Source organism: Dokdonia pacifica (genome assembly GCF_900188275.1).
GTDB lineage: Bacteria > Bacteroidota > Bacteroidia > Flavobacteriales > Flavobacteriaceae > Dokdonia > Dokdonia pacifica.
Map to the genome: position 1 here is coordinate 1 of NZ_FZNY01000002.1, position 12,875 is coordinate 12,875.

Genomic DNA, 12,875 nt, shown 5'->3' on the forward strand with positions numbered 1-12,875 from the left:
ATTTACATCTTTGATAGATTTGGGAAGTTATTAAAACAGATCAGTCCAACCAGTGAAGGATGGGATGGTACTTTTAATGGTCAACCAATGATTTCGGATGATTACTGGTTTAGAGTGAACTATACAGAACCAGACGGACTTGGAACACAAAGAGAGTTTGTAGGACACTTTACACTGAAAAGGTAAAAGGAAACCTATAACAAAACATATCTAATAATTCATAAAAAAACTCCTAGTTATATACTAGGAGTTTTTTTATGAATTATTAGATACCTTATGGCAGACTAAAACTACTTTTTTTTCATCTAGCAAGGTGGTGAAGAATAAATACATTTCACCTCCATCTTTAATTTTAAATTTCTTTCTAAGATTGATTACAGATTCTTTAAAATTACGTGTAGTAATATGTGCTTTGTCTGTATTTAATGCCTTTTTAAGTTGTTTGTTATAAGGAAGTACCTTTTCTATAGTAAAAGATCTTCCAGGGAAAGAAATCAAAGTGTTACTAGTATATAATTGAGTATGTGGATGTAATTTATCTAGCTCATAATGTTTACTAATCCAGTTGAATCCTCCAGACTTTAGTAATGAACTATTAGGCTCATATAAATAGGTTTTTGGGAAATCAAAAGTTGCTTCAGCATTACATAGCTCTTCATAGGTAAAAGAAGTAGAAATGATGGTCTCTCCAATGCTATTTGCAGTATGAATGGTACAATTGTTAGTTGCCTCTTGTTCAATGCGCCATAACAATTCTTTTACTTCGTTTTTTACAGCAACAATATGTATTTCAGATACATTTTTGAGTTCTCTTAAACCTGCAGTAATATCTAATAATGGAGCTGTCTTTATCCATAAAGTAGTACATTTTGATAATAGAAGATCTATATGTTCAGGTACATTAGGCAAGCAATCTTTAAGCATAAATACTTTGCCTTTAGCATCGGTACGTCTTCCTGGATCAATATACATAGTATCATAACGCACATCATTATTGAGTAAAAAATCGATAGAATCTCCGGTGATATGTGTTACGTTAGAAACCTCTAAAGCTTCTAAGTTTGCTTTCGCGAAAGCGGACAAAGCTTCATCCATTTCAATATGGGTTACTTGAGAAGCAACTTGTGAAAAATAATAACTATCTACGCCTAGACCACCCGTAATATCGACAATTGTATTGCTTTTTAATAGCTGTGCTTTGTATTGAGCAGTAGCTTCTGATGATGTTTGCTCTAAATTAATTTTAGGAGGAAAAAGAATACCATCTGTTGTGTACCAAAGCGGCAGTTTGTTTTTTACACGGCGTTTTCCATCTAATTGCTGTGCTAATTCCTGTGGTGTAATATCTTGAAAAGGGCTTCCTTTTAAAATAAAATGGGCAATAGGAGTATGCGCATGCGCTGCCAAATATTCTTGAACATCAGGTCGTAATAAGGCTACATTCATTATAAGTCTTTCGTAAGCTTTTGTACAATTTTTATGTCAGGAATAAACTCCTTTGCAATTACTTTTAATGCTGTATATACAGGAATAGCCACAATCATTCCTACTACTCCAAATAAGAGCCCGGCAATGATGATAATTAAAAAAATCTCTAATGGATGTGACTTTACACTATTGCTAAATATAAAAGGCTGACTAATAAAATTATCAATAAGTTGCGCGACAAGATAACATACCATTACTTTAATAGTCGTAGGAAGTATAACGGCTTGAAAATCTGCCCCCAAATTACTAGACATAGATAGCACCATCATGATTACACCACCTATAAGTGGTCCTACATATGGAATGAGATTAAGCAATGCACATAAAAAAGCAATGACAATCGCATTTTCAATATGGAATACTAATAAGATAATCGTGTAGAGTATAAATAACACTAAAATTTGAAGTAAAAGCCCTAAGAAATATCTTGATAATAAATCTTTGATCTTATTGAAAGACTGTGTAGCTCTGTATTCATTCTGATCTTTTACAAATGTCATAATCCCCTGATGGAGTAGGGCACTATCTTTTAAGAAAAAGAAGGTGATAAAAATGACAGAGAATAATCCAATACTTAAGGAACCTAAAGCTCCTAAAACACTATTTAAGAGATTAGGAATAGCACCAAAACTAAATGTAGAGCCTAAATCGATACTCTCTAATGTCTTAAATAAATCAATATCTCTATCTGAAAAATAAGTGTTTACTTGATTAAATAAAGATGATAAGTCGTCTTTTAAACTATCAAGGTTTAATAAAGATAAATTTTGTCCTTGCTCTGCTATCAGTGGAATAAACATAGCCATGATGCCAAATAAAACTCCAAAAATAATGAGCATAGTAACCCCAACAGCAAGTCCGTTTTTAAATTTCAGACGTCGTCTTAGAAAACGAATAATAGGTCTACCAATAAGTGAGATAATAGCAGCTATGATTATGTATGTCAATACACTACGTATTGCATATAAGAAGTAAAGTAGTATAAATACACCAGCTAAAATACCAATAGCTCGTAATATTCCGTATGTAATTGTGTTTGATTTCATTTCTATAAATATAGCAATTTGATTGATGTGATACTGGTTTGACGTGTCCTAGAATGATTTGTTACTATGATCGTAAGGCATATAAAGCAATTGCAGTGGCTTGTGCGACATTCATACTACTATTATCGCCATACATAGGAATATGAAGTGTATGATGTGCTATTTCTAAAATAGTATCGGAAATGCCATAATTTTCATGCCCAATAATCAGCACTAGTTTATTAGCGATAGTGGTATCAAACTCTTGTATTGGGATACTTTTAGACGTTATTTCAAGGGCAATACTCGTATATGATTTGTCGTGCAGTTCTTGGATGGTATTCTTTAGATTTTCGCTTTCGCGAAAGCGTATAAAACGTTGTGTATTTCGTGCTGTTTTTTTGAGTCTATGGCTTGTAAGATCTATCTCTGAACCAAAAAATATAATTTCTGACACTTGGAAAGCATCTGCGAGTCTAAAAATAGCGCCTATATTTGATGGTGCCTTTATATGGTCACAAGCAAGAATAATTTCGGTAGTTACGGGCTTGTTGATATGTTGATCATGTGTAAGTTGATTATTATCCATCAGATACCATCACTTTATTAAAGGCGCTCGCTTTTTTATCTTCTGCTCTCCATGCAATAAATGGAATTCCAAAAACTGCAGGAATTATAAAAACAGTTATAAATAAGGGTAAAAAGAATATAAGCATTAGTGCAATAAAAGTACCTCCAAGACCTCCAATGATAAGTAACCACTTATTAGGTTTGGCATGCACTCTATTAATACGTCTTTTTACAACAGTACCACAATTTCTACAACGTTCATTGATAAAGTTGCCACGTTCTTTTTGGAGATCAAAACGATCTTTAGCTTTTGTTTTAAAACTATTTTCTTCTTGGCATGAACTACAATAGAAATATAATCTCATACTTAGTGTTCAAAGGCGTATTTAATAATATTTGCACCCATTTGAAGTGCTTTTTGTCTCACGGATTCAGGATCATTATGAACTTCGGTATCTTCCCAACCATCACCTAAATCACTTTCGGTAGTAAATAATACCACTAGTCTGTTGTCTGAATATAATCCTAATGCCTGCGGGCGTTTACCATCGTGCTCATGAATTTTCGGGAGCCCTTGAGGAAACTTAAAGGCAATACTAAAAAGCGGATGAGAAGCAGGAATTTCTACCAATTCCTGATTGGGAAATATCTTTTTGAGTTCCTTGGGTAAGTATTCTGACATCCCATAATTATCATCTATATGTAAAAAACCACCACTTTGAAGATAGTTACGAAGATTTTCAGCCTCCTCATCGGTAAAAAATACATTACCGTGACCCGTCATATGAATAAGTGGGTACTGAAATATATCAATACTGCCAGGATCTACCGTATCGGGATTATCATTCATAGCTGTATTGATGTTTTCATTACAGAATGCAATCAGATTGGGTAGGGAAGTGGGGTTTGAATACCAATCGCCACCACCTTTATATTTTAAAACAGCTAGATTTTGTGCTTTTGTAGTTGCAAATGCTACACACAAAACCATACATAAAAAGACGTTTCTCATAGAAAATAATTTTCAGTACTAAAATACATATAATACCAAGATGTAAGCTAGTATTTTTATATAGTAATGATGTGTTAAAATTTTTATAATTCTATTAAAAATAGTTCCCCTCGATCATGGACGAATTATTTTTACAGAGATATGTAACATTTTGTAAAAAAAGCTACCTATCACACTAATTATAATTATAACAAAAAAACTATGAAAAAAACTGTATTTGCAGTTACTTCTCTATTGCTTATGGGAGCATCTATGCAAGCCCAAAAAGTGACGTATGAGGAGTATGATTTAGACAATGGAATGCATGTGATTTTACATCAGGATAATAGTGCTCCTGTAGTAACCACCTCTGTAATGTACCATGTAGGTGCTAAAGATGAAGACCCTTCAAAAACTGGATTTGCTCACTTTTTTGAACACCTTCTTTTTGAAGGAACTGAAAACATTGAGCGTGGCGAATGGTTTAAGATTGTTACCTCAAATGGAGGACGTAATAATGCAAATACATCGCAAGATAGAACGTATTACTATGAAGTTTTTCCATCAAACAATTTAGAATTAGGACTTTGGTTAGAGTCTGAGCGTTTATTACATCCAATTATTAACCAGATAGGAGTTGACACACAAAAAGAAGTTGTTCAGGAAGAACGCAGATTACGTGTTGATAATGCTCCTTATGGAAGATTTCAAGAAGAAATCGGAAAATTATTATTTACAAAGCATCCATACCGTTGGTCTACCATTGGATCGTTAGAACATTTAGCAAGTGCATCACTTCAAGACTTTAAGAACTTTAGTAATACGTATTATGTTCCTAATAATGCAGTATTAGTAGTTGCTGGAGACTTTGAAACAGAAGCTACAAAAAAAATGATTCAAGAGTATTTTGGCCCTATTCCAAGAGGAAAAGAGATTGCTCGTAATACGTTTGTAGAAGATCCTATTTCTGGAAACATTAGAAAAAAAGTCTATGACTCAAATATTCAAATTCCAGCCATCTTTTTAGGATATAGAACACCAGCACAAACAGAACGTGATGCCTATGTACTTGATATGGTATCTTCTGTTTTAAGCGATGGACCAAGCTCTAGATTGTATAAGAAGCTTGTAGACGACAAGAAGAAAGCATTACAAGTATTTGCATTTAATAATTCTCAAGAAGATTATGGTTCTTACCTTATTGGTGGGCTTCCGTTAGGAGAAACAAGCCTAGATGATCTTATTGCAGAAATGGATCAAGAGATTGAAAAAATGCAGACAGAGCTTATCTCTGAGCGTGATTATCAAAAACTACAAAACAAATTTGAAAATCGTTTTGTAAACTCTAATAGTAGTGTAGAAGGTATCGCTGGTTCTCTCGCTACGTATTATATGTTATTTGATGATACGAGTTTAATCAATAATCAAATAGATATCTACCGTTCTATCACAAGAGAAGAAATTAAGGCAGCAGCTCAAAAATATCTTCAGAAAGAACGTCGTATTATTTTAGAGTATTTACCAGAAACAGCAAAAGAAAACTAAATGAAAAAGATAATCATACTAGGTGCCTTTTTACTACTGGTAACGGCATCATTTGCACAAATAGATCGTAGTAAGCAACCTAAACCAGGACCAGCACCTACCATCAATTTACAAGACCCAAATACATTCTCATTAAAGAATGGATTAAAAGTATTAGTTGTAGAAAATCATAAACTTCCAAGAGTTTCTATCCAGCTTACGATGGATAATCCTTTAATTGTAGAAGGTGACAAAGCTGGAACATCAGATCTAGTGGCAGCTCTTTTAGGAAAGGGATCACAGAATATATCAAAAGATGATTTTAATGAAGAAGTAGATTTTTTAGGGTCTTCTATTAATTTTGGATCGCAAAGTGCTTTTGGAAATGGACTTTCAAAGTATTTCAATCGCATTATAGAGTTAATGGCCGATGCGGGATTAAATCCAAATTTCACACAAGAAGAATTTGATAAAGAACGTGAACGTATCATTGAAGGAATCAAGAGTAATGAAAGTAGTGTTTCTGCCATTGCAGGACGTGTACAAAGTGTACTTGCCTATGGTGCAGATCATCCTTATGGAGAATATACAACAGAAGCGACTATTAATAATGTAACCTTAGCTGATGTAAAGAAATTCCATAATGACTATTTCCGCCCTAATAATGCGTATTTAATTATCATCGGTGATGTTAACTTTAAAGATGTTCAGAAGGCAGTAAAAAAGAATTTTAAAAGCTGGGAAGAAGGGAGTATTCCTCAAACCCCATTTGGAACACCCCAAAACCCTTCTGAAGCCGAGATTGACTTTATATCTATGGACAACGCAGTACAATCAGAAATTGCAGTTCAAAATACGGTATCACTTAAAATGAGTGATCCAGATTATTTCCCAACACTTATTGCAAATAAAATCCTTGGAGGAGGAGGAGAAGCTCGTTTATTTAATAATCTTCGTGAAGATAAAGGATACACGTATGGAGCATACTCTAGTATAGGAAGTAATGAAAAGACTGTGAGTCGTTTTAGAGCTTCTGCAAGTGTGCGTAACGCTGTTACTGATAGTGCTGTTGTAGAGTTTATGAAAGAAATAGAAAAGATTGGAAATCAGTTTGTTTCTGATGAAGAACTTGCGAACGCAAAAGCAAAATATGTAGGCGATTTTGTATTGGCATTAGAGCGCCCTCAAACCATTGCTAATTATGCATACAATATTGAAACAAGAGGGCTTTCTAAAGATTACTATAAAAACTACTTAGCAAACCTTAATAAGGTTTCTAAAGAAGATGTAAAGAATGCGGCGCAAAAATATTTCCAAGGCGATAATGCACAAATTGTTGTAACAGGTAAAGGAAGTGAAGTTGCAGAAAACCTTGAAAATATCGTGATTAATGGAAAAAAACTCACTGTAAATTATTACGATAAGACTGGAGCAAAAACTGCAAGACCAGATTTTAATAAAGCTATTCCTGCAGATATGAATGTTGCTAAAGTGATGGAACGTTACATTGAAGCCATAGGAGGAAAAGCTACCTTATCTAATGTAAACTCTGTATTTATAAAAGCAGAAGCTTCTATACAAGGGCAGACATTAAATCTAGAGCTTAAAAGAACCACCAAAAATCAATTTGTTCAAGATATTATGATGGCTGGTAATTCTATGTCTAAACAAGTTATTGATGGTAATAAGGGATATGTAGTAGCACGCGGACAGCGTAAAGATCTTTCTGATGATGAACTGAAAAAAGCACAAGCTTCATCGTCACCATTTCCAGAAGTAAATTGGATCAATGGAGGAGCTACACTTGAAAAAATAGAAAAAGTACAAGGTGAAGATGCGTATATCATTAGAGTATCTAAAGAAAAAACCATTGCTTACAGCATGAAGTCAGGTCTTAAATTACAAGAAACTACGACTACCGAAGCTGGAGGGCAGACCGTACAACAAACCCTTTCTTATAGTGATTATAAAGATCTAAATGGAATTATGTTTCCATTTACACTATCACAGTCTTTTGGACCACAATCACTTGATTTTAAAGTAACAGAAATCAAAGTTAATGAAGGGATTTCTGATCAAGATTTTGATTAAATACGTATGTATATGTTAATGAAAAGGGGTCGCTTTTAGCGATCCTTTTTTGTTTTATTCACCTTATGATGTGCTAATGTTGTGTATACGCTTTCGCGAAAGCGTATTTAGAAAAATACCCTTAACAAGAGTATTTATAATATTTTACTATATTTACAACACCCAAATTATAAGTACCTACATTATGAAAAAAGTTATTTTATTTGCCATAGCATGTCTGGCATATGTATCTGTTCAAGCACAAAGTGCAGCTTCTCCAGAACAAGTTAAAAAAGTTATTGACACAAAACTTCAAACAATTACTTCTAAAGTTGATTTTTCTGAAACACAAACGGCATTTTTGAAAGATTATGTTGCTTTCAAGGTAAAGTCAAAAACTAGAGGTTTTCAAAAAGAAGCAAAAGCAATGCAAATGAAAGATGTAAATATGGATACATTTTTTACAGAAGAACAACGTGTTGTTATTCAGAAAGAACTCATGAAAATTCCTAGTGTTGCAGTACCATCTAAAACGTTAGTAGTAGAGGAGAATAGCTCTAGTACAAAGTTTTAATTACTACAAAACATAAAATATATCAAAACCTGACGTTTGTCAGGTTTTTTTAATGCATCCCGTAAGGCATTTTAGTTTCTAAAGACTTAAGAAAATAAAAAGAACTATGATGCGTACTTCCTATAAACTGTTATTACTCTTTACCCTTTTACTTCAAGTTACCCTATACGCTCAAAATACACCTACAGTGATAGAGTTATTTACATCACAAGGATGTAGTAGTTGTCCACCTGCAGATGCATTATTAGAAGAGATCAAACAGAAATATGGAGATCAAGTAATTACACTTTCGTATCACGTAGATTATTGGGATTATATAGGCTGGAAAGACCCTTTTGCAACCAAGGGGTTTACACAAAAGCAATATACCTATGCAGAAAAATTTAGATCACGTAGTGTTTATACACCTCAAGCAGTGATTAATGGGCGTTCACATTATACGGGTTCTGATAAAGCGACTATATACAACGTTCTGAATAGTGATAACAAGATAGCCCAGCCTATAGCTTTGACTATTACTAAAACAACTCAAAATGGAAATACGGTTGCCATAGATTATAAAACCAATACAACAACTGACGCTAATGAACTGACGTTTGCTGTCACTATCAATGAAAAAGTAACACAGGTAAAGCGTGGTGAGAATAGAAATAAAACTTTAAAAAACACACATATTGTTGTTGCCGAACAAACATTACAACGCTATGCGTCTAATGGACAGATATTATTACAACTCCCTGATTGGATACAATCTACAGATCAACTCTCTGTAGTTGCTTATGCTACAAAATCAAATGTTGGGATTATTGATGCTGTAACAGCATCGCTATAACGTTACTTGGTGTATGGCAGTATCATTTTAATGGATACTTCATTACGTGCTTTTTCATCATACACTTTAATATTGTAATCATGAGTATTAATAGAAGTGGTTCCAGATAAGTTATTTTCTTGTATTGTAAAATTCCAAATACAATTTTGAGTAATTCCTTTAATGGTGAGTTCTCCGCTTACGCGAAAACCAGCTGTCGTCTTTGTAATTGTCTTGCTTTTAAAATACAAACGCGGATGCTCTTTTGCAGCAAAATATTTCTTACTTCGCAAATGTCTACTTCGTAACCAATTATGAGTATCTAGGCTTTCTGTAGTCACAGATCCAGAAAAAATGGCTGTTGCAATTGTATTTAAATCAATTGCCCCTGTAAATTTAAAACCACTGAGTTCTCCTTCTACATCTTGATCTATAAACGTAAAATAGATTTTTGTAAGTTCCTCATTTATGGTGATTTGCTGTGCATAGCATCCAAAAGAAAGTAGAAAAATAAATGGTAAAAGAGATAATTTCATAGTGATTATGCTATTATTGAAATGATAAATGTACTACATTAGAGGTATGAAATCATAAAAATCAAAAATGAAAAAAATCATTACACTCCTTTTTATTACTTACATAATCTCTAGTTGTTCTAACCAAACTACTACAACTTCTATGCCTATTCAAGGTGATTTTGCTCATACCGTTTATTTCTGGCTTCATCGTCCAGATAACCCAGATGACAGAAAAGCTTTTGAAGCTTCTTTGACTTCATTTATAAATCAATCTCCTTATATAACCACCAAACATATTGGTGTTCCCGCGGCAACTAATAGAGATGTTATTGATAATAGTTATACCTATAGTTTACTACTTACATTTAAAGATAAAGCTGCCCAAGATCAATATCAAGACGAACCAGCCCATAAACAGTTTATAGCAGAATCTTCTCATTTATGGTCTAAAGTATTGGTATATGATAGTGAAGATATACTAGAATAAGGTAGTATTATGGATAAGCATACTCCAGAGCATATTACACAGTATCGTTACCAAAGTTGGCAAATTGAAATGCTTATTGCCGGCGGTATTTTATATGGTCTTTTTACCAGTGATAAAATATTACAAGCCTTTTTTGTAGATAATTACGCAATAACTGATCTTACAACGAATAAGATTATTTTGCTCTTTGGCTCATTTACCATTACTAAAATTTTATTGATAGGATTTGCTGCAAATCTCTTTCTAAGAGCTGTATGGTTAGGGTATTTAGGCATTTCATTTTGGTTTCCGAATGATATCAATTATGATCGTCTCATTGGTACTGATTATTATAAAGAAACATTAAAAACAAAACCTACAGCCTCAGAGCGCTTATTGATATTAGAAAAATGGTGTAACCTTAGTTTCTCCTTTGCTGTTTTATTGGGGTTCTTGTCTATAAGCTTATTTATAACGGTTTCTGCAATCATTTGGACATTAGGATTGTTTTCTACAGGTTATACCATAGCAGATACCCCTACATTTATCTATATACTCGTATTTGTACTTATTTTTATTCAAGTTGGAGTACTAGATAAATTCTTATTACGTAAGAAGAAAGATCGATTTCAATTTATTACAAAATTAAAAAGAGGTATTGTACGCTTTTTCTCAATGATTACATTATCCTATTTTATACAAAGGGAATTCTTAGTATTACGTACCAATACTAACAAATGGTTACTCAGCAGTTTTATTATTGTCTATCTCTCTATAGCTATTTTAGCAGCAGCCAGTTCGATAGGTAGTTTTTATAATAGTGATGCTGCTTTTGATTTTTCTTTTTTTGATGATAGAGAAATGTACGATGTTGCAAGTACTCCTAGAACACTCTATAATAGCTATATGAATAATTTATCTGATGGTAATAAAATATTTTGGGGGGCTATTCAAAGTGATATTATTTCAGATGATTATCTTCAATTATTTGTCGTGTCCTGGAATGATTTTGATTATTATTTAGAAGATCGGTATGCACATTATGATGTAAAACAAAAATACCCTTCATTACCTACTGCAAAAGCAAGAGATTCTTTTAAGCTAGTAAATACCATTAATTGGCAGAAGTCTATGCGAGATTTGCTTAAAGTGAAGATTGATACCACAACCATCCCTAATCTTGATTGGGCCAGATATAGGCATCCTATTACAAAAGAAGAAGGATACATTACGTATATCAATATTTCAAATATTTCGCATGAAAAGCATGATTTAGAGCTTATTGTACATCAAAAATTTAATAATAATGCTGAACGAGATCAGCAATGGTTTAAATTTCCATTTTGGAAACAATAACTATGGAAAAGAAAAGACTTAAAAGACAATGGTGGCTATATGGAACTATAGGAGCTTTGTTTTTGGGAAGTGGTCTTTCATTAATTTCAGAAGCAGGACATTGGAAACATCAAGAGATGATTTGGTATCAATGGATAGGAGGGGGTATTATAGGATTAGCCCTTGCTATAAGTGGTGTGGTATTCTTAATTAATGCAGGAATTCTTAAAGAGCGTATTCGTAAACTATGATTCTGAAGTTACGATCTGCTTATTTTGCATCCAATGTAACCACCCAATAATCCCTAGAGAAATAATTCCAGCAATCGTAAAACCTATAAACAGTGGGAGGGAAGATGTTTTTACAAAGCTTCCTATGTAAATACTAATAGGCACTGCCATCATTGTAGAGATAAATCCCGTAATAGCGGCTGCCATTCCTGCAATATGCCCAAGTGGCTCCATAGCCAGCGCACGTATATTTCCAAATAAAAACCCTATAGCAACAAATTGCGCACAAAAGAAACCTATTAAAACGCCTACTGGAGGATTGATACCTGAAGAAAATAATACAACATATAAAAGCGAAATAAAAAAGAATGCAAACAATGCGGTATTCACTAATCGTTTCATACCCAATCGAAGTACCAATGTACCATTAAGGTATATAGCTGTTCCTATAGAAAAAGCAGTTGCCGCAAAGATATAGGGAAACTCTTCTTTTAACCCATATTGCAATTCAAATATCTGTTGTGATGCACTTAAATATACCAAAAACGAGCCCACAATAAAGCCCGAAATAATGGTGTATGCCATGGTAGATTTTTGTAAAATAACTTCCTTAAAACCTTCAATAAATGATTTTCCAGAAAAAGGAATTTTATTAGCGTTTGTGAGTGTCTCGGGTTGCCTACGCCAAAACCAAATCCCTACGATGATACTAAAAATCACTTGTACGTAAAAAATACCTTGCCAATCATATTGTGTCATAATAAGCTTCCCTAAAGCAGGAGCAATGACGGGTACAAGTATAAATACCACTGTAATAAAAGACATAATTCGAGCCATGTAATCACCACTATACATGTCACGTATAATAGCAATACTGATCGTTCTTGGAGCTGCCAGACCAATACCTTGTAATACACGCCCTATCAACATTACTTCAAGACTTTGCGCATACACACAGATAAAACTGGCAATAATAAATAATGTGAATCCCATATAAACGATAGGCTTCCGTCCTATACTATCTGAGTATGGACCAAAGAAAAGTGGTCCCACGCCTAAACCTAAAAAAATGGCAATTACCAGTAATTGATTATCCACACTTTCTTTAATCCCTATTACAACACCAATCGTATCTAGAGCAGGCAATAAAGCATCTAGAGCTAATGCAGCAATAGACATTAATGATGCCATTAAAGTGACAAATTCAAATTGAGATCTTTTCTGGTTTTGCACGCTGCAAATGTAGCTGTTTAGAAATTGAAAAGAGTATCAA

15 protein-coding genes are annotated in these 12,875 nt (G+C 33.5%); 8 read left to right on the forward strand and 7 right to left on the reverse strand.

Annotated elements, in window-relative coordinates:
- The coding region (locus CHB80_RS07260; protein ID WP_143337069.1) for a T9SS type B sorting domain-containing protein at positions 1 to 186 on the forward strand (186 nt) is incomplete at its 5' end.
- A gap of 69 nt (positions 187 to 255) precedes the next feature.
- On the opposite strand, the gene CHB80_RS07265 is transcribed toward CHB80_RS07260, so the two are convergent.
- The 5 genes from CHB80_RS07265 to CHB80_RS07285 form a co-directional block, all read right to left on the reverse strand.
- A complete protein-coding gene (locus CHB80_RS07265) occupies positions 256 to 1,446 on the reverse strand; it encodes a THUMP-like domain-containing protein (RefSeq protein WP_089370793.1) in 1,191 nt (396 codons plus the stop codon).
- Entirely contained in the window at positions 1,446 to 2,534 is a 1,089-nt protein-coding gene (locus CHB80_RS07270) for an AI-2E family transporter (protein WP_089370794.1), read from the reverse strand. The genes CHB80_RS07265 and CHB80_RS07270 overlap by 1 nt, the downstream gene beginning before the upstream one ends.
- Before the next feature lie 64 nt (positions 2,535 to 2,598).
- A complete protein-coding gene (locus CHB80_RS07275) occupies positions 2,599 to 3,102 on the reverse strand; it encodes a TrmH family RNA methyltransferase (protein WP_089370795.1) in 504 nt (167 codons plus the stop codon).
- Positions 3,095 to 3,448, reverse strand: coding sequence for a hypothetical protein (locus tag CHB80_RS07280; protein ID WP_089370796.1), 354 nt, complete (start codon positions 3,446 to 3,448; stop codon positions 3,095 to 3,097). The genes CHB80_RS07275 and CHB80_RS07280 overlap by 8 nt, the downstream gene beginning before the upstream one ends.
- A gap of 2 nt (positions 3,449 to 3,450) precedes the next feature.
- The gene (locus CHB80_RS07285) at positions 3,451 to 4,095 is read right to left on the reverse strand and encodes a DUF4159 domain-containing protein (RefSeq protein WP_089370797.1); all 645 of its coding nucleotides are present in this window, start codon (positions 4,093 to 4,095) and stop codon (positions 3,451 to 3,453) included.
- Positions 4,096 to 4,296: 201 nt separating this feature from the next.
- Between CHB80_RS07285 and CHB80_RS07290 the strand changes: the two genes are divergently transcribed.
- The 4 genes from CHB80_RS07290 (at position 4,297) to CHB80_RS07305 (ending at position 9,074) form a co-directional block, all read left to right on the forward strand.
- Positions 4,297 to 5,619 (forward strand): M16 family metallopeptidase, encoded by a 1,323-nt coding sequence (locus CHB80_RS07290; protein WP_089370798.1) that lies wholly within the window; start codon positions 4,297 to 4,299, stop codon positions 5,617 to 5,619.
- Complete coding sequence (locus CHB80_RS07295; protein WP_089370799.1) at positions 5,620 to 7,689, forward strand: M16 family metallopeptidase; 2,070 nt, start codon at positions 5,620 to 5,622, stop codon at positions 7,687 to 7,689. It begins immediately after the preceding gene.
- 184 nt (positions 7,690 to 7,873) lie between these two features.
- Complete coding sequence (locus CHB80_RS07300; protein ID WP_089370800.1) at positions 7,874 to 8,242, forward strand: hypothetical protein; 369 nt, start codon at positions 7,874 to 7,876, stop codon at positions 8,240 to 8,242.
- Positions 8,243 to 8,348: 106 nt separating this feature from the next.
- On the forward strand, positions 8,349 to 9,074 hold the full coding sequence (locus CHB80_RS07305) for a DUF1223 domain-containing protein (protein WP_089370801.1): 726 nt from the start codon (positions 8,349 to 8,351) through the stop codon (positions 9,072 to 9,074).
- A 2-nt stretch (positions 9,075 to 9,076) separates the two neighbouring features.
- On the opposite strand, the gene CHB80_RS07310 is transcribed toward CHB80_RS07305, so the two are convergent.
- Positions 9,077 to 9,589, reverse strand: a complete 513-nt coding sequence (locus CHB80_RS07310; RefSeq protein ID WP_089370802.1) for a YceI family protein — start codon at positions 9,587 to 9,589, stop codon at positions 9,077 to 9,079.
- A gap of 67 nt (positions 9,590 to 9,656) precedes the next feature.
- Between CHB80_RS07310 and CHB80_RS07315 the strand changes: the two genes are divergently transcribed.
- The 3 genes from CHB80_RS07315 to CHB80_RS07325 are packed head-to-tail and all read left to right on the forward strand — an operon-like array spanning position 9,657 to position 11,623.
- The gene (locus CHB80_RS07315) at positions 9,657 to 10,058 is read left to right on the forward strand and encodes a Dabb family protein (protein WP_089370803.1); all 402 of its coding nucleotides are present in this window, start codon (positions 9,657 to 9,659) and stop codon (positions 10,056 to 10,058) included.
- Between the two features lie 9 nt (positions 10,059 to 10,067).
- Positions 10,068 to 11,393, forward strand: a complete 1,326-nt coding sequence (locus CHB80_RS07320; RefSeq protein WP_089370804.1) for a hypothetical protein — start codon at positions 10,068 to 10,070, stop codon at positions 11,391 to 11,393.
- A 2-nt stretch (positions 11,394 to 11,395) separates the two neighbouring features.
- The gene (locus tag CHB80_RS07325; protein ID WP_089370805.1) at positions 11,396 to 11,623 is read left to right on the forward strand and encodes a hypothetical protein; all 228 of its coding nucleotides are present in this window, start codon (positions 11,396 to 11,398) and stop codon (positions 11,621 to 11,623) included.
- Here the strand turns inward: CHB80_RS07325 and CHB80_RS07330 are convergent.
- Positions 11,618 to 12,835: a multidrug effflux MFS transporter gene (locus CHB80_RS07330; RefSeq protein ID WP_089370806.1), complete on the reverse strand. Its 1,218-nt coding sequence runs from the start codon at positions 12,833 to 12,835 to the stop codon at positions 11,618 to 11,620. The two genes, CHB80_RS07325 and CHB80_RS07330, sit on opposite strands and share 6 nt — an antisense overlap.
- Positions 12,836 to 12,875 lie beyond the last annotated feature (40 nt).